General features: G+C 37.4%; 27 protein-coding genes. 6 read left to right on the top strand and 21 right to left on the bottom strand.

Annotated features, from left to right (window positions below; genetic code table 11):
- Nucleotides 1-25: 25 nt before the first annotated feature.
- The 5 genes from JIN86_RS10405 to JIN86_RS10385 all read right to left on the bottom strand — a co-directional run bounded on the left by JIN86_RS10405 (nt 26) and on the right by JIN86_RS10385 (nt 2724).
- Nucleotides 26-985: a helix-turn-helix transcriptional regulator gene (locus JIN86_RS10405; protein WP_202341886.1), complete on the bottom strand. Its 960-nt coding sequence runs from the start codon at nt 983-985 to the stop codon at nt 26-28.
- 77 nt (nt 986-1062) lie between these two features.
- Nucleotides 1063-1695, bottom strand: a complete 633-nt coding sequence (locus tag JIN86_RS10400; protein WP_202341885.1) for a hypothetical protein — start codon at nt 1693-1695, stop codon at nt 1063-1065.
- Between the two features lie 8 nt (nt 1696-1703).
- Entirely contained in the window at nt 1704-1871 is a 168-nt protein-coding gene (locus tag JIN86_RS10395) for a hypothetical protein (RefSeq protein WP_202341884.1), read from the bottom strand.
- Entirely contained in the window at nt 1864-2049 is a 186-nt protein-coding gene (locus JIN86_RS10390) for a helix-hairpin-helix domain-containing protein (RefSeq protein WP_202341883.1), read from the bottom strand. Before JIN86_RS10390 ends, JIN86_RS10395 begins: the two co-directional genes overlap by 8 nt.
- 72 nt (nt 2050-2121) lie before the next feature.
- Nucleotides 2122-2724: a CPBP family intramembrane glutamic endopeptidase gene (locus JIN86_RS10385; RefSeq protein ID WP_202341882.1), complete on the bottom strand. Its 603-nt coding sequence runs from the start codon at nt 2722-2724 to the stop codon at nt 2122-2124.
- 229 nt (nt 2725-2953) lie between these two features.
- Between JIN86_RS10385 and JIN86_RS10380 the strand changes: the two genes are divergently transcribed.
- A complete protein-coding gene (locus JIN86_RS10380; RefSeq protein ID WP_202341881.1) occupies nt 2954-3646 on the top strand; it encodes a class I SAM-dependent methyltransferase in 693 nt (230 codons plus the stop codon).
- A 193-nt stretch (nt 3647-3839) separates the two neighbouring features.
- Here JIN86_RS10380 and JIN86_RS10375 read toward each other — a convergent pair whose 3' ends face one another.
- Nucleotides 3840-4280 (bottom strand): GNAT family N-acetyltransferase, encoded by a 441-nt coding sequence (locus JIN86_RS10375; RefSeq protein ID WP_202341880.1) that lies wholly within the window; start codon nt 4278-4280, stop codon nt 3840-3842.
- A gap of 110 nt (nt 4281-4390) precedes the next feature.
- On the opposite strand from JIN86_RS10375, the gene pdxR reads away from it, so the two are divergent.
- Nucleotides 4391-5773 carry a MocR-like pyridoxine biosynthesis transcription factor PdxR gene (gene pdxR / locus JIN86_RS10370; protein WP_202341879.1) on the top strand — a complete coding sequence of 461 codons (1383 nt, stop codon included), beginning with the start codon at nt 4391-4393 and terminating at the stop codon, nt 5771-5773.
- 32 nt (nt 5774-5805) lie between these two features.
- Here pdxR and JIN86_RS10365 read toward each other — a convergent pair whose 3' ends face one another.
- The 5 genes from JIN86_RS10365 to JIN86_RS10345 all read right to left on the bottom strand — a co-directional run bounded on the left by JIN86_RS10365 (nt 5806) and on the right by JIN86_RS10345 (nt 9560).
- Nucleotides 5806-7029, bottom strand: a complete 1224-nt coding sequence (locus JIN86_RS10365) for a GNAT family N-acetyltransferase (RefSeq protein WP_202341878.1) — start codon at nt 7027-7029, stop codon at nt 5806-5808.
- Nucleotides 7026-7754: an AAA family ATPase gene (locus tag JIN86_RS10360; RefSeq protein WP_202341877.1), complete on the bottom strand. Its 729-nt coding sequence runs from the start codon at nt 7752-7754 to the stop codon at nt 7026-7028. The genes JIN86_RS10365 and JIN86_RS10360 overlap by 4 nt, the downstream gene beginning before the upstream one ends.
- Before the next feature lie 440 nt (nt 7755-8194).
- Entirely contained in the window at nt 8195-8752 is a 558-nt protein-coding gene (locus tag JIN86_RS10355; RefSeq protein WP_202341876.1) for a hypothetical protein, read from the bottom strand.
- Between the two features lie 200 nt (nt 8753-8952).
- On the bottom strand, nt 8953-9351 hold the full coding sequence (locus tag JIN86_RS10350) for a hypothetical protein (RefSeq protein ID WP_004228939.1): 399 nt from the start codon (nt 9349-9351) through the stop codon (nt 8953-8955).
- Nucleotides 9348-9560 (bottom strand): helix-turn-helix transcriptional regulator, encoded by a 213-nt coding sequence (locus JIN86_RS10345; protein WP_039884758.1) that lies wholly within the window; start codon nt 9558-9560, stop codon nt 9348-9350. Before JIN86_RS10345 ends, JIN86_RS10350 begins: the two co-directional genes overlap by 4 nt.
- Nucleotides 9561-9877: 317 nt before the next feature.
- Between JIN86_RS10345 and JIN86_RS10340 the strand changes: the two genes are divergently transcribed.
- Together JIN86_RS10340 and fumC are read left to right on the top strand one after the other, a co-directional pair.
- Entirely contained in the window at nt 9878-10093 is a 216-nt protein-coding gene (locus JIN86_RS10340) for a hypothetical protein (protein WP_202341875.1), read from the top strand.
- 277 nt (nt 10094-10370) lie between these two features.
- Entirely contained in the window at nt 10371-11762 is a 1392-nt protein-coding gene (gene fumC, locus JIN86_RS10335) for a class II fumarate hydratase (RefSeq protein WP_202341874.1), read from the top strand.
- A gap of 152 nt (nt 11763-11914) precedes the next feature.
- Here the strand turns inward: fumC and JIN86_RS10330 are convergent, their stop codons facing one another.
- The 5 genes from JIN86_RS10330 to JIN86_RS10310 form a co-directional block, all read right to left on the bottom strand.
- Nucleotides 11915-12139, bottom strand: coding sequence for a hypothetical protein (locus JIN86_RS10330; protein WP_004228947.1), 225 nt, complete (start codon nt 12137-12139; stop codon nt 11915-11917).
- 392 nt (nt 12140-12531) lie between these two features.
- On the bottom strand, nt 12532-13314 hold the full coding sequence (locus JIN86_RS10325) for a DUF4085 family protein (RefSeq protein ID WP_009370962.1): 783 nt from the start codon (nt 13312-13314) through the stop codon (nt 12532-12534).
- 427 nt (nt 13315-13741) lie between these two features.
- Complete coding sequence (locus JIN86_RS10320; protein WP_202341873.1) at nt 13742-14746, bottom strand: hypothetical protein; 1005 nt, start codon at nt 14744-14746, stop codon at nt 13742-13744.
- Nucleotides 14747-14796: 50 nt separating this feature from the next.
- Nucleotides 14797-15396 carry a hypothetical protein gene (locus JIN86_RS10315; protein ID WP_009370959.1) on the bottom strand — a complete coding sequence of 200 codons (600 nt, stop codon included), beginning with the start codon at nt 15394-15396 and terminating at the stop codon, nt 14797-14799.
- 164 nt (nt 15397-15560) lie between these two features.
- The gene (locus JIN86_RS10310) at nt 15561-16118 is read right to left on the bottom strand and encodes a GNAT family N-acetyltransferase (RefSeq protein WP_202341872.1); all 558 of its coding nucleotides are present in this window, start codon (nt 16116-16118) and stop codon (nt 15561-15563) included.
- Nucleotides 16119-16281: 163 nt separating this feature from the next.
- Here JIN86_RS10310 and JIN86_RS10305 point away from each other — a divergent pair, with 163 nt between their 5' ends.
- Together JIN86_RS10305 and JIN86_RS10300 are read left to right on the top strand one after the other, a co-directional pair.
- Nucleotides 16282-16836: a sigma-70 family RNA polymerase sigma factor gene (locus tag JIN86_RS10305; protein ID WP_202341871.1), complete on the top strand. Its 555-nt coding sequence runs from the start codon at nt 16282-16284 to the stop codon at nt 16834-16836.
- Nucleotides 16829-17902, top strand: a complete 1074-nt coding sequence (locus JIN86_RS10300; RefSeq protein WP_202341870.1) for a hypothetical protein — start codon at nt 16829-16831, stop codon at nt 17900-17902. The genes JIN86_RS10305 and JIN86_RS10300 overlap by 8 nt, the downstream gene beginning before the upstream one ends.
- Nucleotides 17903-17938: 36 nt before the next feature.
- On the opposite strand, the gene JIN86_RS10295 is transcribed toward JIN86_RS10300, so the two are convergent.
- The 5 genes from JIN86_RS10295 to mdh all read right to left on the bottom strand — a co-directional run bounded on the left by JIN86_RS10295 (nt 17939) and on the right by mdh (nt 22071).
- Nucleotides 17939-18361, bottom strand: coding sequence for a hypothetical protein (locus tag JIN86_RS10295; protein ID WP_202341869.1), 423 nt, complete (start codon nt 18359-18361; stop codon nt 17939-17941).
- Nucleotides 18362-18997: 636 nt separating this feature from the next.
- Nucleotides 18998-19867 (bottom strand): DMT family transporter, encoded by an 870-nt coding sequence (locus JIN86_RS10290; protein ID WP_202341868.1) that lies wholly within the window; start codon nt 19865-19867, stop codon nt 18998-19000.
- Between the two features lie 25 nt (nt 19868-19892).
- Nucleotides 19893-20438 carry a GNAT family N-acetyltransferase gene (locus JIN86_RS10285; RefSeq protein ID WP_202341867.1) on the bottom strand — a complete coding sequence of 182 codons (546 nt, stop codon included), beginning with the start codon at nt 20436-20438 and terminating at the stop codon, nt 19893-19895.
- On the bottom strand, nt 20428-20961 hold the full coding sequence (locus JIN86_RS10280; protein WP_202341866.1) for a cysteine hydrolase family protein: 534 nt from the start codon (nt 20959-20961) through the stop codon (nt 20428-20430). The genes JIN86_RS10285 and JIN86_RS10280 overlap by 11 nt, the downstream gene beginning before the upstream one ends.
- Before the next feature lie 171 nt (nt 20962-21132).
- Nucleotides 21133-22071: a malate dehydrogenase gene (gene mdh, locus JIN86_RS10275; protein ID WP_202341865.1), complete on the bottom strand. Its 939-nt coding sequence runs from the start codon at nt 22069-22071 to the stop codon at nt 21133-21135.
- Nucleotides 22072-22088 lie beyond the last annotated feature (17 nt).

Genomic DNA, 22088 nt, shown 5'->3' with positions numbered 1-22088 from the left:
CTGACATTCTCCGTCAGTAAAGTTTTCATTTTTCATAAAAATGTATGAGCTCATATAAAACGTCAATTATCTTTTGCTTTAGACTTATGGGTTCTACTACTTGGATTGATTTTCCATAGGGAAAAAGTAAATAAGGTACATATGTATGTAGTGCTTCCTCATCTACTAAAAATATTGCGTTCTTACTGGTGCGTTCTTGGAGGTGATACTTTAAAAACCAATGCTGACTGATTGCATCCACAGCACTTGTCTTTCCACAAATGATGAAGGGCACAAGGTTCTGTTTATGTTCCTCTTGGGGAAAAAGGCTTTCCATAAAAAAATCACTGGCAGAGAAAGATTGTGGTCGTTGGAAGGGAATGACGGTTTGATGCAGACTGCTAATTCGGCCTACTTTAAAAGTACGGATTTCATTTCTTACATGACAAAATGCAACGACATACCAGTTTTGATTCCAATAAACCAAACCATATGGATTAACCAACCTAGACTTAGATTGCTCTTCATTATTAGTATGGTATTCCATTTCTATAGAGGTTTCCTTTACTATACTCTCTTCTAATTTTTTTAATAGTGGCTCCAATGAGGATTCTGTTGGACCGATTATCTCGAAACCTTGTAAATGCTGTTGAATCATTTTTTCTTGCTCCTGATTTGAATACATTGTAAGCTTTGCTTTTGCACTGTTTAATGCCTCATCTAAAAAATAACCAGCTTCTTTTGCAAAAATAGAAGCATGAAGTAATGCCGCTTTCTCATCAACATCAAAAATAAGAGGACTTTTAATAAAATTATTCAGCAGGGTATATCCCCCATGATGACCTGTTTCAGCTATAATTGGCACACCACTGGCAGAAAGTGAGTTAATATAGCGGTAAACGGATCTGATATTTATCTCTAATTTTTCAGCAATTTCTTTTGCAGTAATTTTCCTACCTGAATTCAGCATCCATAAAATCTGCATCATATGATCTATTTTAGACAAACATTTCCACCTCATTGAATTTATGATTTCTGACACAAAATCAGGCTACCTGATACTATTATCAAGTAGCCCTTCGATTATACCTTTACCAATTCATCTTCCATTTGCTTAAAATTATGTATTAAAGCGTATTTCTGTATGCCACGTGCTTGTTGGATGCTGTCATCTGCGAATTGGCGGAACTTAGCCTGATCCTTTATTGTATAGGCATAAATCGCTTCAATTGCAGGTTGCATCCACGGCTGTGTTAGTTTATCACTTCTCATATCGGCTGATCGACCTTCAAGCGCAGCGATATAGCATAATGCATAGCTAGTTAAAGGCTCCTTATCAATTTGTCTTGCGGCTACTTTAGCAGCTCCAAGATTCTCCTCCATAATCGCCTTAATAAAGAGGTAATTGTACTTAATGGCTGGCTGCTTATAATGATGGATGATGACATCGATTGCCTGAATCTGTTCCTCTTTTGTCCTGTAAGCTGATGCATAGAGGGCAGCAAATATAGGCTCTTTTCGATGATTTTTTACCCATTGATCCACCTGCTCCATATTGTTTGTGCGATATAAAATATGTATATGGCGATAAATCATCCCTACCGCAATTACTGCAAATATCCCAAGAGAGATGGATAGACGAACACCCGCTAAGGACAGCGTCAGTGCCAATAAAATAATAGCTAAATAAAAGAATGTTAATTTAACAATTTTCATATTACCTCCTACTGTAATTTCCTACGCATTTTATGAGAAAAGATATAACCTGCTCCTATAAAAAAGATAAGAGCCATCACTTTCATAATAGGAATAATAAACAGCTTGCTAATAATGACTACAACGAGGATATAATAGACAACCATCGCCAGTAAAAATAATGTCAGCTTATTCACGAGGTTCCCTACTTTCCTTTAGTGCCGCCTCAATCGCTGCTAAAGCTTTTGGACCCATTCCATGAAGATGAGCTAATGTAGAAAGCTCAACTCTTTCTAGCTGCTTCAATTCTGTATAGCCCGCGGCATGTAATGCGCGAATTGCTGGTTTTGCTACTCCCTTAGGCCACTCTGTCATGCTTGCACGTCCCTTCACGAAAAAATCCTCTTTGCCCTATTATGCAAGTGACAGCAAAGAAATGCAAATAAGTCAAAATTTAAACATATACAAGCACGCCGCTATGAAATTTACGATACTATGGATACTCCAACTAGCAATAATAGAGCCCCCAGCAATTCGTTCATTCACCCAGCCCATCACATAACCAGCAAGTGCTGTAGTAAGGACAACGAATAAGATTACTTGAAGTGGAAGTACCGACCATAGCATGGCCCCATGAACACAGCCAAAAACAAAACTTTGCACGACATTACCTACTTGAAAGCCAAAAGTCTTTATTAATCTCTTTAATAAAAAGCCGCGAAATAATAGCTCCTCTGATAAACCTGTTTGAATAATGGCATAGAAAAGTGCTGGAATGACTGCTGTCGCTCCAAGTCCCACGAATTGATTCGCTGCTAGTAAGGAGCGATCAATATAGAAAAAGATGAGCGCAAAGCTCGGTACGAACAGCGCGAAAATGGAGAGTACAATGTACATGGCATACCTTCCCTTGCGTAGCACAATGGGCTTTTGCAATCCTATCCACGTTAAAAAGGGCTGTTTTTTTCTCGCTGTGCAAAGCCACCAAATAAATGGAATCACTGAAAATAACATCACTTGCAAAATGGCACTAATTAAACTATTCATCATCTTATTTCCCCTCCTGTTTACTACAAGCATAGAAGAAAGCACCATTATTTTCAATAGTAATTTAATGATAAACATTAAATTATTTATCTTTATTATTAATTTTTAAATGTTTTACATAAAAATCGCTGTCTACGGGGGCTCCTTTGTCTTTTCAGTTATTTTCATTTATACTCTATTACAGACATTAAAGGTCTGTAATGGAGACATTAAAACACTGGAGGCTATCACAATGGGTACGTTATCTACACATTTATTAGAAAAGGCAAGAACATATGAGCGAAGCACGCGGATATCAGTGCCTGCGTATGACACATTATTTGCCGTGACACAAGCCTATTTCCGCATGCATTTATGGGAACAAGAAGCTTCCCTACTTGTTGTAGGAGCTGGTGGGGGCAACGAGCTTTCTGCATGGGGACCAACAAACCTTAAATGGAAGTTCACTGGGGTTGACCCATCTGAGGAAATGCTCCAAATCGCACAACATAAAGCCGTACAACTCGCTATTGAAAGTCGCGTTCAGCTACTACAAGGAACAATCGAGCGCTTGCCACAATCAACACCAAAATTCGATGCAGCAAGCTGTATCCTCGTTCTTCATTTTATTGAAGATCGACAGGAAAAACTTCATCTACTGCAAAACATTCACAAGCAATTAAAACCTGGAATGCCCTTTGTCCTCGCATGTGCCTACGGAGATCGAGAAAGTGACGAACTACAAGATCGCATCAAAATATGGCAGAGCTACTTTTTAGATGCCGGCTATACAAAAGAAAAGGTAGATAACATGGGCAAGGGCATCATGAATATTTCTTTCCTCTCCGATCAAGAAATCCAACAGCTATTAAGTGAAGCGGGCTTTCAAAACATTACCCGCTTTTTCTCCTCAGGTCTCTTCGCAGGATGGATGAGCCACGCCTAAACACAAAGCCCCCTCCATTACACAATAAATGGTGGGGGCTGAAGTTAAGTTTAGATATAAAGGGGCATTTGAGCGGGCTCTTATTTGGATCATCGCTTTTGCCACATTTAGGAGCGGGTGGACTCTCCTTCAGTTGGATCACTTTCTCCTCATTTATGAGGCTCTCCACCAACATCCATCACATCGAAAAAAATCACCAATAAATACTGTAATAATAAACAGTTTCATCAACCGTCATGCCCATTTTTTCATAGAGCTTCTGTGCTTGGACATTATCTCTGGCGGTTTCAAGCATCATGTAACGAGCACCTTCCTGCTGACAATAGGCATAGCATTGCTCCATCAACGACTGTGCTATACCTTGTTTTCTGGCTTGTTCCGCTACAAATAAATCATTTAAGAGAAACGCTCGTTTCATAGCTACAGATGAAAAGACTGGAAACAATTGTGCAAATCCAACTGGCTTCTCCTCCAAATATGTCAGAAAAATAGTAGACTCTCCTCCCATCACTCGCTCCTGTATAAACTGTTCAGCTTGCTGTAAATCAGATGATTGTCCATAAAATTCACGATAGGCATTAAATAATGGGACTACTTCTCCTATCGTTTCCTGTGTCACCTTACAAATTTTCATGTTATGCTCTCCATTTCTTTTTGATTGTCCTTCTAGTATGATGGTAGTAAATAATCTGACATTTCAAAAGAAACAGTTCCAAACATTTTAACATGTCAAGGTGGTGCCTTATGGACGATTTTATCTTTCTATTAACAGAAAAAGAGGCAAAATATAAGCAAGTGTACCAGCAAATTAAAGCACTTATTATGCAAGGTTCACTTCAAACAGATGATTCCCTGCCCTCTATACGAAAACTTGCAGAAACTTTACAGGTCAGTCGTAATACTACATTAACCGCTTATGAACAGCTTGTAGCAGAAGGATACATACGTGGGGAGGGACGAAAAGGCTATTTCGTCAATGCACTAGAGCAGGTTTTTCTAAAGGAGCAGGAACAGTCCCCTATGACACAGCCAAAAAAGAAGGCTGCATCCTATCTTGTAGATTTTCGCGCTGGGGCTGTCGATCAGCAACATTTTCCCATGAAAACATGGCGCCAAATTGCCAATCAAGTATTACAGGAATCAACCTGTTACGAATATGGACAACTGTTTGGAGAATCAGTGCTAAAGGAGCAGCTTGTGCCGTATTTACTACAAGCAAGAGGGGTTTATACAACGAGCGACAATATCGTTATTGGTAGTAGCACACAGCAAATGCTCTTGTATCTTGGCTTTTTACTAAAAGAATCTTTCCCAAGCATTCTTTTGGAAGACCCTGGCTATGATGGTGCACGGGAAGCCTTCCAGTTACATCACTTCGAAATAGAGCCACTACCTGTAATGGAAACAGGAGCTCAACTTGACATACTCCAAAACTGTCAATCACGCTTAATGTATGTCACCCCGTCACATCATTTCCCATACGGTGTGTCCATGTCTATTCAGCAGCGACAGACCTTAATACAATGGGCTCAACAAGTTGATGGTTATATTCTAGAGGATGATTATGATGGAGAGTTTCGCTATACACAACAGCCATTTCCTGCCCTGGCTTCCATCGACTCATCAAGGGTAATCTATCTCGGCACCTTCTCCAAATCATTTTTACCAGGTGTGCGTTTAAGCTATATGGTGCTACCAAATGCACTTGTTCAGCCCTATAAAGAGCGTTTTGCTCATTTTGAACAAAATGCTTCGTCCCTCCATCAACGCACAATGGCCCAATTTATGGCGCAGGGAGAATGGTCACGCCATATTAAACGAATGCGTTTGACCTATAAACAAAAAATGCAGCACCTTGTACAGGAGCTACAACGACATTTTGGGCAGCAAATATCCGTGTTAGGCGAGCAATCAGGACTCTATGTATTAGTGAAGATAAAGTCTCCGCTTTCCGAGCAGCAGCTAATCCAACGAGCGGCGACTTACGGTGTGAAGGTTTATCCGACAAGCCCCTTTTTTATCCTTCAAAAAAATGAGGAACCAATGCTGCAATTAGGCTTTAGTAAATTAGCGTTGGAAGAAATCAAGCTGGGGATTGAGCTGTTAAAAGAGGCGTGGCAGCCATAACCATCAACGTTATGGCTCTTACCCCATACCACTTAAAAGTAATCAATAAATGTTGGGATACCTACTGGTAAAACCGCCTCCAGCAATGCAATTTCCTCTGCACGTCCCTGTAATCGTTCAATTTTTTCTAAATAGGTTGGACGTTTGTAGCCTAACAGCATGGTAGCCAGTGTTTGCACTGTTAAATGCACAGCATTCGCGTTCAACGTCTCACTTACCTTCTGCACAGCAAGGTTTCCATCTTTCATTTTGATGATGTAGGTACCATTATTCCACGCCACAGTGCGATCACTGACAGCTAGCTGAAGCTCGAAATCCTGACCGTTAAATGGATAGCGCAGTAAAAATTCTTTGACATCGACGATTCTTGCCATGAAATAAGGTGATACCTTTTGAATGATCTCGCTGTCCTCTAATAAAAAGGCTACCGCTTCATTTCCGGTTGTTTTCCCATAGACATTGTAGACCATCGAGCTGTGAGCCGAGACGAAATTCCATAAACCTTTCCGAGCCTCTTCCTGCATATAGACGATTTCATCAATGTAATAATTTTCCTCCATAATACGATAGAACATATAGCCCTGCGCCACATCTTCTTCATCATAGTAGACCGCTGCCTGAAGGTTCACATCACTATCTATAAATTTCTCCTCCCAGAAATCCTCCTGAAATTTCTCGTTCCAGGCAATACTATTGCGCACCATTACGCCATGCGTTTTCTGTGCATAGCGTGCGTAGATATCCACCACATCCTCATGCTTCGGATCAACTCGGCGAATTTTCCCATTAAGCCCAGCATAATGAGGAAGCTGTGTATCCTTCACTTGAAATTCCACAATATCACTCATAATTTCCCATCCCTTTTTGCGGTAATAAGGAATAGAATATGGAAACAAATAGGATATATATTGTCCTTCATTTCGCATACTTTGCAGACTCTCAATGATCAAGCTCTCCATTAAGCCATGTCCTGAATATTCAGGGTATGTCCCAACTGCTGTGATGCCACCCATTTCATAAATCTTACCATGCACATTCACCTCAAAAGGCAAACTTAATATTTGCGATACAAGCTGTGAGCCATCAAACCACCCGATAGCATGCCCTTCATTAAATTGCCTACTCTTAGCATTCACAAAGCGACGATCCTTGTGAATGGACATTGACATTTGAAAGACATAATTCAGTAAATCAATGGACTGTGCCATTTCATCTAATCGGATTTCTCGCATGATTAAGCCTTTTCGTTGATTCATGATTCTCTCTCCTCATCAAATAACTCTCTTAATATGGACTGTGGCGCATCTAAAAAACGTTTGGTCACGATGTAATGAATGGTATCCTCATAGCGAATGGATTCAATTTCTCCTTGATCAAAACTATAAATCGTTGCATTGGGATAGCCAAGCAAAATGGGTGAGTGTGTAGCAATAATAAATTGTGCCTCATGCTCGAGGTCCTTCATGATTTTCAGCAAGCTCAGCTGCCTCGTTGGAGACAATGCCGCCTCAGGCTCATCCAATAAATAAATGGCTTTACCCTTAAAGCGGTTCATAAATAACGCAAGAAAGGATTCACCATGAGATTGATGGTGTAAAGATTTCCCACCAAAAGCGTTGTATCTCCTTGGATCTTCTATCAAATCAATATGGCTGGCAAATTGATAAAATGTTTCTGATCGAAGAAAAAACCCATTCGATATTTTCGGCAGCCACGACAAACGGATATATTCCCCCAATGAAGATTCCGCCTTATGTACTTCATATAAATTTTGACGACCGCCGCCAGCCGTATTGAAATCGCAGCGATCGGCAATCGCCTCCAGTAATGTTGATTTCCCCGAACCATTTTCCCCAACAAAGAACGTGACATTCGTCGGGAACTCCAGCTCATGCAAATCCTGCAAGCTTGGAATATTAAAAGGATACTCCTGTTTATTGGGAATCGTATCCTGTAACATCTTACATGATTTTAAATACATTTCATTTCCTCCTTACTCTTATTATAGCGAACATCCCTCAAGCTGAAACATAATCCACCCACCTGTTTGATTGAAATGTCACCTTTATATGTATCCACCCTAGCCAGCCCAACATAAATAGCCTAAAACAGCTGACGAAGTCCCTACTATTTTCACAACTCGCTATGAGATATTTCCCGAGAAATAAATAAAAAACATGTCGAAAGTTGTAATTCTCACCTGTAGTATCATGTCATATTTTTGATTTTTTTATAAAATAACTGGACATTGACCTCCTCTCTAACTGACTGAGTGAATGATTTCCCCGTAACATGCAGTAGTGCTTCCATAGCAATTTTATTTCGCTGTGGCTTGCTAAATGATTGTTTCTAATAAGTGGGGTACCTCTCTTTTTGATCACCTAGACTTCCTTTCTGAGCGGATATTTTGGATCACTTTCATTACCTAAATTGATCCGATTCAAAAAAAGGCTCAATACCCATTTCTTTTAACAATAATTCCCAATTACTTCTTTTATCTGCCAAATGTTGTTTAGGTATTAAAATTTCTTCTCTTAATCGCTGAAACAATTTCGGGTTATGCTCTGGAAACCATTCTTCATAACTGATCCCTTGATTTAATTCTATTTTTATTAAAAACAAAACAATCTCTTCAAACATATAAGGAAATTCTTTCTCTATCTGCTCATGATGTGCTAACAGTGCATAAAGATAATCTTTAAAACGATAAAATCGCTTCTGGTCTAATGGATTTGAGCTCCATTTCTTATTTTCCTCCCACTCTTGTATTGGCTGAAATATCTGAAGAGAACCTGTTTCCCAAGTACCCAGCATACAAGTAAATGCAGCTATAGCGTACTTTCTCGTTTCATCATCTGGATCTCCAAAATATTTATAGTATTCCTCCCGATACTTACCAAAATTTCCGCTAGTATGATAACCTCCAATAGCAAAACCCTCCAACCCCCGTTTTGCTTGTTCGATGATATTATTTGTCATTCTTCTTTCTCGCCCCTTTTTCTAAATTTTTTTGTCAAGGTAGTCTAATAACAATAACCTATCATAAAATTCCATAGTTATTTTAACATAAATATCCAACAAAAAAATCAACTCACCTCTTAATCAATCTATCGAGGTAAGTTGATCTAAAATTAAACTTCATCAAAATAAATCAGCCTTCTTTACAATGATCAATTTATTTAACTATATTTTTTAGAAACCACAAACTCAGTAATTGGCATAGTAATCCAAGCAAGTCCTATGACAATAACAAGTGGAATATTCTTAATATCATTTAAAGCGGTTACTCTTTCTGAGATCACTAAAACAATAACCATAAATAGCAGTAAAAGATAGTAACTAATTTTTGAACTAACAAGTGTTATATGTTTTTCTAACTCATCTTTTTTTCCTTCATTTACTCCGTTCATTTCTCCCCAAGTAATGGACTGAAATAAAAGACCTATTCCTAAGAATACAAAGAAAATTGTCGCTGCATCAATCATTTCTTTCGTGATCCATTCATATACACCGTAACTACCAATAGAAACAATAATAACTAAAGAACCGATTAAACTTACCTTTTTTGTAATCGTCACTTTTTCTCATTCCTTCCATATGTAAAAATAAATAATTCTTCTATAGGAGCACTTAAAATATAGGACAAAGTAAAAGCCAATTCCAAACTTGGATCATATTTATTATTTTCAATGGCATTAATGGTCTGCCTTGTCACATTGCATAACTCCGCTAATTTACCTTGTGAGAGGCTATTTTTTTCTCGATATACCCTTATTTTATTTTCCATTTCTAACACCACTCCGCTCCTGGCTTGTAAAAGATCTTTTACACCATAATAGTAAGGTAGGACAAATAAGGTGTCAAACATATTTTACACCCAATTATTTTATTAGCTCTTATCACATAGTTTTATGTTATTTACTATGTAGTGAACCAAAATACTTCAGTTTTAAAAAACTGTACACCTAGAGACCCCTTTCAATTTTTAATTATCTTAAACATCTATTCGTTGTTCTTCATTTTTTGATCACCACCTCCAAAGTTCTAACTATTATCCCTTGCTCATAAATTGAGTAACAATCAAAAGTCAGAAGGAGAATCGCAATGTTTGTGACGCATTATTACGAAAACAAGACGTCCGTTTTAAGTCAATTGCTCGTCAAGCTACCTACTGTGGAAGAAGATATTCGCATTAAAGGGCGTAAGGCAAAGGTGTTGGAGGTACTACAAGTTGATGACAACCATTTTCATGTGAAGATATTGTTTGAAAAAATCCCTAAAAAACAGCCTCTTAAAGAGCTTGGAAAGAAAAAGAGATAATCGACTAAAACATGGTTTATTCCCTTAAATTTCGGGAATAAAATAGGTAATGATTACGAATCATTCACTTTAAATTTCTTCAAGCAAAACCGTTGACTTTTTAATTGATAACAATTATCATTATCAATAGATTATTTCTTTCTCCAAATTGCTTTATTCAGAATCCCCTCTTTTTTGAATAAGCATGTATCAAACGGATATTCTTACATCAGACTAAGAGTATCCGTTTTTATCTGTACATGAGGAGAACTTTACATACTAAAGGAGCTGTTTTGACATGGATTATCGTATCGAAAAAGACACTATGGGTGAAATTAAAGTACCTGCTAATAAAATTTGGGGCGCGCAAACACAGCGCAGTAAAGAAAATTTCCAAATTGGTACGGAACAAATGCCAATTGAGCTTGTGCAAGCTATGACGATCCTAAAGAAAAGTGCGGCGATTGCGAATAATAAACTAGGCAAACTTTCTGATATTAAAGCAAATGCCATCGTGCAGGCTGCAGATGAAATTTTAAATGGTCAATGGGACGATCAATTCCCTCTTGTGGTTTGGCAAACTGGTAGTGGTACACAATCCAATATGAATGTGAACGAAGTCATTGCTCACCGTGCGAATCAACTATTAGAGGATGCTGGTGAAGCGGACCGTATTCATCCAAATGATGATGTCAATAAATCACAAAGCTCAAATGATACATTCCCAACAGCATTGCATATTGCGGCTGTTTTAAAAGTGGAAGATTATTTATTACCAAGACTACGTTTACTAAAAGCAACTTTGGAAGATAAAGCAGCTCAATTTAAGGACATTATTAAAATTGGTCGTACGCATTTACAGGATGCGACACCTCTTACATTAGGTCAAGAAATTAGCGGCTGGGCAGCCATGCTCGCAAAATCAGAGCATATGATTATCCATAATATTGACTATATGAAGGAGCTTGCAATTGGTGGAACAGCGGTCGGTACAGGAATCAATGCTCACCCTGAATTTGGTGATCGTGTGGCTGAGGAAATTAGTGTGCTAACAGGCAAACAATTCACATCGGCTGCAAATAAATTCCATGCCTTAACAAGTCATGATGAAGCTGTTGTAGCACATGGTGCATTAAAGGCTTTAGCGGCTGATTTAATGAAAATTGCCAATGACGTGCGCTGGCTAGCAAGTGGCCCTCGTTCAGGTATTGGGGAAATTACGATCCCAGAAAACGAACCAGGCTCTTCCATTATGCCAGGTAAAGTAAACCCTACCCAAAGTGAAGCAATGACAATGGTTGTCACGCAAGTAGTTGGAAATGACGCAACGATTGCCTTTGCCGCTTCTCAAGGTAACTTTGAATTAAACGTCTTTAAACCAGTCATCATTTACAACTTCTTGCAATCAACTCGCCTATTAGCAGACACAATGAAATCATTTAACGACCATTGTGCGGTAGGGATTGAGCCAAACAAAGAGGTACTTAATCATAATTTACAAGATTCATTAATGCTTGTAACAGCATTAAACCCATATATTGGCTATGAAAACGCAGCAAAAATCGCAAAACAGGCCCACAAAGAAGGCACGACCTTAAAGGCAGCAGCCATCGCAAGTGGCTTACTTACAGAAGAACAGTTCGATGAATATGTAGACCCAGCAACAATGATTTATCCGAACGTCAAATAGAAGCAATGCACGTTGACTACGCAATTGATATATCACCATTTTGAGCAACGAATGTTAATGTATTTTACGGCATGTTAGTGGGGCTAATAAAATACGGCTAGCGTATGCGTGAGTAAAAAAGATTGAGGCTAATCGCTTCAATCTTTTTTTCTTTATAACCCAGAACCCCTTTGAAGCTCTTTAGTCTTTAGTGTTATTTGCCTTTTCCTATAAACAAACAGACCAATAATAGAAAAAAGTAAAAGTACACTACTAGCAATTAAAAAGAATAAAGATAAACCTCTCTTTTCTCCCCAGTTGTTAAATGCTTGTGAAAAACCTATAAAAACCATTAAAAAAGATAGTACTAATTGAGGTTTTGAAACTTCTTTAAACAATAAGATACCTCCCTTTTTATTCACTTGATAATTTGAGGTGTTAAATGTAAATTAGGGCTGATTAAAACTGCAACGTGCGTAAAATAACGCGTGAGTAAGGCTATTTAATTTATCTAGTTTCTATAAAAGTAAAAACGCTAGAATTTTGATATAACCTTCTGGCGTATATGTATGATTTTTATGTTAGGTCAATGTTAGCTTAGTTTGAATAGCAACCTAAACGAACGTTACACCTCAAAAAAGCATATCATAATTTGGAATATGCCTTCATATTTAAATTCAAACTCTTTTTAAGAAATTTATGATTGGATATGTGACTTTTAATAAATCAATCATACATAAACAAATTAAGACCCCCCAACATGGGTTGGCTTTTTTAAAAACGCCTCAGTTTACGATAAAAGATTATTTTTATTACTTATAAAGGAAATTTGTTCAGCTGATATAATAAAATCAATTAAATCCATCGTTTCATTTAGTAGCAAAACGTGAAATTCATATTTGTCATTCACTTTATATATTTCCTCATACAGCCACCATGCATCTTCTAACAAATCATCCTGTTTGATCATATTAAAATTTTCAAATATGACCTCATCTATATTTGTATAACTCCCGTTGTTATCAAGGAGTAAATTTAAGGATTGATCATTCTTGATTGATTTTATAATTTTACAATCATGGAAACTAAAATCCCCATCAATTTCTATATCCAGTAATGTTGCGTTTTCTTTTATATATCTTTTATAATCTTCAATTACTGTAGTTACAATTCTTTTATTTTCCTCGCAAAGTTGAGTTACAGCATTTATTACATTACGAGTTGCCTTATCTAAAGCAAACACCCTTATATCTGCAATCTGTTGTACTATTGTTTTTGGTAATTGCTTTTTTAAATACATAAGATTATGTATGAAAATATCATGGAATTGTTCTATTCCCTTCTCTTTATTAAAAGGTTCATAGTGATTATCTTCACCTTTGTTTGCTGTTTCATTAGATTTTAATATTAAATTAGCTTCTTCCTGTAAAGTAAGCCAACTATTTAATTCAAAGTCGTAAAGCTGTTGAAAATATTCTTCGGAGAATGTTTCAGCTTGCTTTTCTTCCTCTAAATGCAGATGGAGATTATTTTTTTGACACAGTTCATGCCATTCTTTAGTAAAATATTTCATTTTATTACCCTCGTCTTTCTAATAGATAAATTTTTCACTAACCTACCTCGCTAGCTTAATAATCTAATTAAACCCTAACTTGGCGATCCTGTAGTAAAAAACCACATGGTCAATAAAATCAACCAACTTATGACAATGCCAATAATTAAACGCTTCATACACATGCCCTCTCAGATCTTACTTCCACTAATCTGCTTTGTAATGTAATAATACCTCTTAACTCTTTCATTTGGATAACTATTTCCATTCACCACTTCAGCCAAATAGCATGGATGAAAGCAAAATTAAAAGACATGAATCCCTATAGGATATCGAATCCATGCCAAACAGCTTCCTAATGAAAATAATTGTATCTATCCTATTCAGTCACTTCATCGGAGAGTGGTTTATTCATCCTCCTATGTAATCCATCCTCCATTACAGATGCTTATAACAAATTAAAATTCTCTCCGCTTATCTCATCCAGCTTTACATTAAAAGACAATTCATCGTCAATTAGATTAAATGTATCACTTTTTTCTTGTTTAGATAATTTTGAAATATAATAATAGTAGCTTGGTAATATTTCAAATTCATCATTTAAATGATCTCGTATTAATTGGTCATCTAGAAATTTTGAAACATCTCCTTTTAACAAATCATGTTTTATTAATTCTTTAGTATTGTTAGTAAAATCAGATACTACGTATGATAGAATATTGTTCTCATATAGCAATTTTTCAGAAGCACCTGAATAATTTAATAAAGATATCAATGTTGCATTATTAAAATTTTGTTGATCAATTAAAGATGAAACCTTCATTAAATAAATAGATTCAAGGTGGTCATGATAAGGATTTTCAATATCTACATTTTTATACATTGATTGCTTTTCAAAGGGTCTAATTCTCCCGGTTTTTAACAGTAATAAGTGATTATGATTGCTTAGATAGATGTTTTTGGAGGTATCTAATCTAAGTAAATTATCTCCATTTGGAAGTAAAGGACTTAATCGTTTTATCTCTCCTGTTGAAGTGTTTACTAAAAAAATACATTGATAAAAAGGATGTCCATAGTTCATTTCTCTTTTCGAAATAAAATACAACAAATATTGATGATTAAGGTAAATTAACTTGGAATAATAGCTTTCATCCTTGAGTTCTTCAGAGGAAAAATAATTGTATAAATTTAATGTTACCGCATTTATTTGACTGAATGTTTGAAGATTAATTCTATGAAAATTTATGCTATTTTTATCTTTTAGACTAAAACAAAATTCATTATTCACAGTATCCAAAGCAAACTCGTCATAGCGGGTGTTTAGTTGTTGTTTGTTTTTGATCGTGCCGTTTTTTAAATGAATCTCACAATGCGCAATACTATCATTTTCTACTAAAATAGCCTCAAACTCTTCATTAATTTCATTTGTAGGGATTAGTTGTTTATTATTCAAAAATATTCCCCCTGATATTTTTCTTTATAGTAAATAAATCTATTTTACTTTTATTCCTTACCAGCCTCTGAATAAAGAAGTTTTTCGAGTTCGTCCACCTTGCTCCCGTCTAATTGGTGTGTGAGCCCATATGTTTCACCCTTGCCATCGTTATTGATGATTACGTTGAGATCGTGAAGTAATTCAGTGAAATACGTAAAACACTTAGTTAATTCTCCATAGAACTCAGCTGTATCTAGACCTTGCTGTTTCTCTACCGATATCACATAATCCAGATGTCCCATCAAAATCTGCAGTACATTTAAATTTTCAAAATCCTTTTGAAGGTCTTCCCCTTGAACCCTAAAATAAATCATTTCCTTCGTGAGACGATCTGCCCTTGGGTAATATTCGTCTACGTCTGTTGTTCTATTAATATCTTGGGCATGAAAGGCAATCCATGCTTCCAACGTTGGTTCAATTCCATAGTTATTGAAGCCTTCAGGGGTTGAAACATCCTTCCAGATTTTCGAAGGGTTTACTGCTGCTACTTGTTTGATTGTCGTTACCTCAGTTTTTACCTGTACACCTTTCGTTTCTTCTTCCTCGATACAACCTGTTAACAATCCACTAATCAATAGTCCTGTCAATACAACTTTTATGAGCTTCATCTCTCTCACTCCTTAGAAGGTTAGCCATTAATTATAATAATACCTTACATTAGTTAATTTTATAATATTTTCCATTTAATAAATACGTGAAATATGGCTGATTTTCTATGTATCTCGCAGTAAAAAAAGCCACCCCTCATAATGAGTGCGACTTTTCTAACCACCTAAAATTCACTTTTCAATAGGGAAAAGATAGCCAGATCCACATACTTCCCTTTTTCAAATTCATGTTGCCTCAAAAGGCCCTCTTGAGTAAAGTTTAATTTTTCCAATAGTTTGATAGATGCTGTGTTTTCTGGCTCTATTTTTGCTTCGATTTTATTGATTCCCATGGATGTAAAGGCAAAGTGGATGATCGCGCTTAAAGCCTCTTGCATCACACCCTTCCCCCAATAGTCAGGATTTAAATCATAGCCAATTTCTATACGATGATGCTCTTTTTCATAATTCAAATAGCCACATGTGCCAATCGCCTTGTTGGTCTGAATTTCCTCGATTACCCATCTTAAGCCTTTTTGTTCTTTGAAGATTTTCTCATACCAATTGATTTCATCAATAGCATCTTCAACTGAAGCAAACAATGGTAATGGCAGGTATCTCACTACATTTTCATTAGAATAAAGACTTAAAATATCTTGGGCATCATCCATTATCCCTTTTCGTAAAATAAAACGTTCTGTTTCCAATTGAGGAAAAACCGTAAATTCGAATTGTGTATGCATACTACTCCCCTTTTTCACCATTTATTAGCATTTTACTATTGAATAATAACATAAAAACCACTCATACTCTCTTTTACTGCTATTACAAATCACTCGTTATTATAGTAAATTGATTACAACCAAATAGCACCAACTCCGTCTAATAATTGAAAGGGTGTGGAGGATGCTTGAACATGTGAGAACATCAATAGAAGTTAGCAGTGAATGTAGTAAGGAGGAGAGGCTTGAATGGTTGATGAAGGCATACGGAGATGACATAGCACGTCTTGCCTTTACGTATATAAAGCACAAGCAGCTTTCGGAAGATATTGCGCAAGAAGTGTTTATAAAGTGCTATGAACATTTAGATAATTTCAGGAATGAATCTTCCTATAAAACATGGTTATATCGAATTACTGTCAATCTATGTAAAGATAAATTAAAAAGCTGGTCTTATAGAAATATTGTTCTGACAGAATTTTTCTCAAAAATTAAGAGTACTAGTCAATCCCCTGAGTTGGAATTAGTCGGACAGGAGGATAAACGATTACTTTCTGAAAAGATTCTTGCTCTACCAATACGGTACAGAGAACTTATTATTTTATATTATTATGAAGAGCTGTCCTATAACCAAATAGCTGATTTGTTAGATTTGCGTTTACAAACCATTAAGTCTCGACTTCATAGGGCTCGCCTTTTGCTCAAAAAATCAATGGAAGGGTGCAAGATAAATGAATGATATGTTTAAAAATATAGGCAAGGCATTGGATGACACGGCATTCAAGGACATTCATTTTAATGAGAAACATAAAGAAAAAGTAAGGCAGAGGCTTCGAAAAGGTCACAAGAAACAGCCCCAATTTCAATCCATTTTCAATCATTTGTTACCTATAGCTGTCATTGTTTTTTTTCTTATAGGGGCTAGCTATTTTATGGTCACGGAGCTGACAGAACAACCAGTTGCTAAGGGAGACCGTTCACACGAACCTACAATGGAAACTTCTCTTTATCATCCCCCGATCCAAGAAGAATTTTATGGGGATATGACGAAAGAGGAAGTCGTGAGTAAATTATTAAATTCGATCGATTATTTTCACTCTGCAGCTGGAAAATTTGAAGAACATAAAATTTCTCAAGACGGTTCCACTAGAACATTAGGTGTTACTTATAAAATAAGTACCAAAAAAGAAATTGGAGGCTATGAAAAAATAATCGCTTTAGATGATAACACGACGGGAATCAAGAACGATACACAGGAGTATTATTATAACAACAGAAAGAGCTGGTTAAAATATACAGCACTTAATGGACAAAAAGTTTCTACAGTTAGTGAAACGAAACAGAAATCAAAACGAGACATAGTTACTCCTGAGCAAGCTTTTAGTATAGACTTGAAATATCCGCCTATTTCATCTAATAAATTGAGAGAAAGACCTTCATTTGGAAGTTCAAGTATGTCGTTGTTCGCTTATGAGAAAGCAGCTAGTTATTTAAGAAATATGGAACATTGGGAGATTGAAAAACAAAATGAAGCGTTGTTAGGTCATAATACAATCGTATTAGCTGGGAAAATGGATGAAACGGTGACAAATAGTGAAAATTTAAAAGGCACGACAGAAGCGTTTCGTTTTTGGGTGGATAAAGATACTGGCATTCTCGTTAAAAGTGAAACATATGACCAAAATGGTGAGCTGACAAGCTATGTTCATCCAGAAAGGCTTGAAGTGAATGTGCCGATTGATCCACAAGAATTTATTCCAGACTTAGAGGGCTATCAGCTTCCTAGCAAACAGAAAAAAGATTGAGGCTTATTGCTTCAATCTTTTTTCTGTTTGAAGGTTTTAGTTTCTCAACATCATCAAACATTTCTCATCGATTTCTACCTCTTCTACTGGCAGTTGGTCTAACGAAAGTTCGAATTTTTTCTCATGGTCCTCCCCTTCTTCTCCTATCCAGCAAATGTAGATTTCGCAATAATCTCCATTGGGAAGGAAATTCTTTAGAAAGTCACAAACATGAAGAAAAGTTTTTTTGGCTTTTTCATAGTTATGTGGGGAAGACACTTTATTCTCGTTATGCATTTGCCAAATGGGCTCTCCCTTTGTTTCGATTTCATATACATAGGGTGTTGTAAAATGCTTTGCCTGTACAATTTGGCGATTCTCTTCTACTGAGAAAAAATAATTTATGTCAACTTCTTTTTCTGAATAATCATCCTGTATTTCAACTGGAAAATTGAAGCCTATATAGATTACCATACTCATATTTTGCTCCTCCTATTAAAAAAACCCTGTAAATGTACAGGGTGTCAGCAACGTAGCTGTTGATCGTGTAAATAGATACGCTTTTGGGTTCGTGCTTCTACGAAATTTTCTTGCATCACCATTTCTTGGGCCACGCTTTGAAGAAATTGCTTGAAGGAAAAAGGCTTCAAGCGACGGGCTGTCCGCTTCTTTTTGTGAGGCTTGCTACCGTAGTTGGTCTACCGTGATGGCTGTTGCTTTGATGGTTTGGTGTTGCGGCGGTGTTTTTGGTTCAATATAGAGCGTTGTGTAATACGCATCCGCAATGACAATCACGTAAATAATGAATAGTAATCGTTTTGTTCAATGGTTCAAAAAAATCATTTCTCCCTTTTTTATAGCTGACAATGAAAACTTGTCTACTTATCATACGAGCAATTGATCAAAAGGTTTCAAAAATATTTAAAGGGAGACAAATTTCTGTCTCCCTCACGCCTCTAAACTTCTACCACCATCATTTTCCCAGCGATCAATGTCCCAGTGATCCTCATCTTTTTCTCTCCTAATACCCATCGCATTCAATGGAACGAATGACATTTTGTCCCTCACCCTTTTCAAGCGTTCTTCTCTAGTTTATGAAGGGAAAGGGGTTTTCGTTCATCGTAAAATAGGCTTAATTTTAAAGCCTAAGGCAATCGCAGCTCCAATGCAGCTAAACAGACAGCCTAGAATTAAATAAATACTGAGTGTCGATTCGCCGATGACAACAGACGCAATACCGCCAATCACGGGGAATAATGCAACCATATAGCCACTTTTTGCCCCGCCAATTCGTTCGACTAGTTTTAAGTAAAATAACCATGCGAAAAAGGATGCAATAAGCGTTAAATACAAGAGCGCCGATAAGTAGGTAAAGGATTTGGGTATTACGACTGTTTGTCCCTGTAGCCAAACAATGGCACACATGACTGCACTGCCCACTGCAAAACCAATGGCATTCGCATAAATCGGGTTGATTTGATGCTTGGCATTTCGGGCAGAGCTTGCATCCCCAATTGCTGTCAGGACAGTCCCTACGAAGGCAATTAACACGCCTTTTAACTCCATATTATGTAAAGATGGATAAATCAGCACCCCCACGCCAATGACGCCTAAAATGCCGCCAATTAAAACACGACGATGCAATGGCTCCTTGAGAAATATCCGTAGAGCGATGGGTGTTAGTATGACTTTTAATGAAAAAATTAATGTGACAATCGCAGCCGAGCTCCATATCGTCGCATAATACAGCGCTAAATAGCTGAATGCAAAATTACAAACGCCAAAAACGATGATAAAAGGTACATCGCGCTGTTGTGGTTTACCCTGAGGTTTCAAGAACCAAGCAAGGATGAAAAATAAAAGGGCTGTCATGACTATACGATAGGTTAAAGATAATTCTAAACTGACTGGCGTTCCTTGAATCTTGACTGCAATAAAATTAAGACCCCAGACAATTAAACAAAAGATATACATAAAATTTGTCATACTGTTTCAAATTCCTTCTACGTTGCTAGTCCTGCCATCTTCCCATAATGATCGTGTGATAGAACCTGCCATCTGCAAGGCATTTATCATTTTTCAGAATGCCTTCCACTAAAAAGCCCATTTTTTTATAGAGCTGTATCGCTTTCTCATTGGTTTCTAACACTTCTAGTGCTATTTTGCGAATACCATTGGCATCTGCCCAATCAATGGATTCTTGCAGCAAGGCTTTTCCGATGCCATAGCCCCAAAACTCTTTACTGACTCCAACACCAAAGGTTACTTTATGGGCAAGCCTTTTGAGTGGAGAGCCCTCACATCTTGAGAACCCAACGATCCGATCACCGACAACCGCTACTAAACATAAATTTTTTGAGCTTTCGCTATCCTGTTGAATAAGCCGCTCAAAGCCTGCTCGATCAATCAATGCCTCACCCTGTTCACGATCGAAGTTTTCCGTTTCACCGTCTAATTGCCAGCGTAAATCCGATAAGGCTTGAGCATCTTCACGTCGGGCACAACGAATTGTATAGGATAGCTCTTTTATCTGGAGCTCTTTCTGATCAATCAGCATGTTGGAATCCTCCAATTGACTGAATCCGCACAAAACGATTATGCCAAACGGATTCGTGATGTTGAATAATTTGTGGTGCTGCCAGTACATTACTATCTAAGGTGCTATGTGCATCTTCTATTAAAATATTATGATGGTAGCCATGACTAAAAGCACTACGGATTGTTGTATCAAGACAAAACTCTGTTTGAGCACCCGCGAAAATCAATTGCTCGATGTGATGCGCTTGTAAATAAGCTGCAAGCTCCGTTTGATAGAAAGCGTCCCACGTTGTTTTTTGAATCACTTGATCCTCCGCCTGTCTAAGTAATCCATGATAGAGTTCCCAGCCTGGTTGACCTAATGCAAAATCCACATCATCTACGTCTGTATGCTGAATAAAAATAACGGGGACTTCGTTGCACCGTGCCCATGTAATGGAGGCATTAATATTTTTGATAATAGCTTCACTGTTCCAAAGATTTTGCTGGCCATCTAGAAAGAAAGCCTCCTGTATATCGATAATGATGAGTGCCTGTTTCATCGTATCCTCCTTTGTGCATCAGTAGTAACTTTTTTAATTGTACAGAAAACGATCTTCCATTAAAAGAAAATTTTGCACAACAAAAAGCACCTTTACAACATCGTAAGGTGCCTCAACTATGTAAAGTACCATCTAATACATGCCACTATTAGATGGTGTCATGCGCTTGCATCATTTGATATAGGCTAATGTTTGATAAACTTGGTGAACCGAATGATTAAATGCTTGCTGTTCCTCTTCGTTTAAATGCAATTCAATTACACTTTCAATACCAGCTCCCCCTAAAACAACAGGGACACCGATGCAGGCATTGTCTACTTGATATTCGCCCTGTAAATACGTAATGATGGGCATTACTTTCCGTTGATCCTTCACAATCGCTTCAATCATTTGGACAATGGCGGCGGCTGGGGCATAGTAAGCACTGCCATTGCCAAGTAGGGCGACAATTTCGCCTCCACCTTTTCGCGTTCGCTCCACTAATTGCTCAATCTGTGCATGTGGCATTAATTTTTCTAGTGGTATTCCTCCGACATACGTATAGCGAACGAGTGGCACCATTTCATCCCCATGCCCACCCAAGACAAAGCTCGATATATCCTCGACAGCAAGCTGAAGAGCTTGTGCGATAAAGGTATTAAAGCGCGCTGTATCTAAAACGCCTGATTGTCCCATGACACGATTTTTGGGAAAACCCGTTGTTTCCAGACAAACAAAGGTCATGGCATCGACAGGGTTACTTAAGACGATAATATAGCTAGTTGGTGCATAACGTTTGATCTGCTCGCTTACCGTGCGGACGATTGCCGCATTTGTATGAATTAAATCCTGTCGTGTCATGCCAGGCTTTCTTGCAATACCTGCCGTGATAACCACAATATCAGCATGAGCTATTTCATGATACTTTGAAGTAGCCGTCACCTGTACGTTAAATCTTTCTATGGGTCCAGTTTGGAGAATATCTAGTGCCTTCCCTTTCGCAGCATTTTCGAAATCTGGTAAATCGATAAGCACAATATCCCCGATCTGTTTCTGTGCGACCATTAACGCTACGGTTGCACCTGTATGTCCAGCGCCAATGATGGCGATTTTCGGTCGCCTAAAGCTCATCTGCCTCTCCCTCCTAA

The organism is Lysinibacillus sp. HST-98, assembly GCF_016757845.1.
In the GTDB taxonomy this organism is placed as follows: domain Bacteria; phylum Bacillota; class Bacilli; order Bacillales_A; family Planococcaceae; genus Lysinibacillus; species Lysinibacillus capsici.
This window is presented reverse-complemented; position numbering and strand designations above follow the sequence as displayed.

Coding starts and splice junctions, on each gene's coding strand:
- JIN86_RS10400 (WP_202341885.1), bottom strand. CDS start 1,695: ATGAAAATTGTTAAATTAACATTCTTTTATTTAGCTATTATTTTATTG.
- JIN86_RS10390 (WP_202341883.1), bottom strand. CDS start 2,049: ATGACAGAGTGGCCTAAGGGAGTAGCAAAACCAGCAATTCGCGCATTA.
- JIN86_RS10385 (WP_202341882.1), bottom strand. CDS start 2,724: ATGATGAATAGTTTAATTAGTGCCATTTTGCAAGTGATGTTATTTTCA.
- JIN86_RS10380 (WP_202341881.1), top strand. CDS start 2,954: ATGGGTACGTTATCTACACATTTATTAGAAAAGGCAAGAACATATGAG.
- JIN86_RS10375 (WP_202341880.1), bottom strand. CDS start 4,280: ATGAAAATTTGTAAGGTGACACAGGAAACGATAGGAGAAGTAGTCCCA.
- pdxR (WP_202341879.1), top strand. CDS start 4,391: ATGGACGATTTTATCTTTCTATTAACAGAAAAAGAGGCAAAATATAAG.
- JIN86_RS10365 (WP_202341878.1), bottom strand. CDS start 7,029: ATGAATCAACGAAAAGGCTTAATCATGCGAGAAATCCGATTAGATGAA.
- JIN86_RS10360 (WP_202341877.1), bottom strand. CDS start 7,754: ATGTATTTAAAATCATGTAAGATGTTACAGGATACGATTCCCAATAAA.
- JIN86_RS10355 (WP_202341876.1), bottom strand. CDS start 8,752: ATGACAAATAATATCATCGAACAAGCAAAACGGGGGTTGGAGGGTTTT.
- JIN86_RS10345 (WP_039884758.1), bottom strand. CDS start 9,560: ATGGAAAATAAAATAAGGGTATATCGAGAAAAAAATAGCCTCTCACAA.
- JIN86_RS10340 (WP_202341875.1), top strand. CDS start 9,878: ATGTTTGTGACGCATTATTACGAAAACAAGACGTCCGTTTTAAGTCAA.
- fumC (WP_202341874.1), top strand. CDS start 10,371: ATGGATTATCGTATCGAAAAAGACACTATGGGTGAAATTAAAGTACCT.
- JIN86_RS10325 (WP_009370962.1), bottom strand. CDS start 13,314: ATGAAATATTTTACTAAAGAATGGCATGAACTGTGTCAAAAAAATAAT.
- JIN86_RS10315 (WP_009370959.1), bottom strand. CDS start 15,396: ATGAAGCTCATAAAAGTTGTATTGACAGGACTATTGATTAGTGGATTG.
- JIN86_RS10310 (WP_202341872.1), bottom strand. CDS start 16,118: ATGCATACACAATTCGAATTTACGGTTTTTCCTCAATTGGAAACAGAA.
- JIN86_RS10305 (WP_202341871.1), top strand. CDS start 16,282: ATGCTTGAACATGTGAGAACATCAATAGAAGTTAGCAGTGAATGTAGT.
- JIN86_RS10300 (WP_202341870.1), top strand. CDS start 16,829: ATGAATGATATGTTTAAAAATATAGGCAAGGCATTGGATGACACGGCA.
- JIN86_RS10295 (WP_202341869.1), bottom strand. CDS start 18,361: ATGAGTATGGTAATCTATATAGGCTTCAATTTTCCAGTTGAAATACAG.
- JIN86_RS10290 (WP_202341868.1), bottom strand. CDS start 19,867: ATGACAAATTTTATGTATATCTTTTGTTTAATTGTCTGGGGTCTTAAT.
- JIN86_RS10285 (WP_202341867.1), bottom strand. CDS start 20,438: ATGCTGATTGATCAGAAAGAGCTCCAGATAAAAGAGCTATCCTATACA.
- JIN86_RS10280 (WP_202341866.1), bottom strand. CDS start 20,961: ATGAAACAGGCACTCATCATTATCGATATACAGGAGGCTTTCTTTCTA.
- mdh (WP_202341865.1), bottom strand. CDS start 22,071: ATGAGCTTTAGGCGACCGAAAATCGCCATCATTGGCGCTGGACATACA.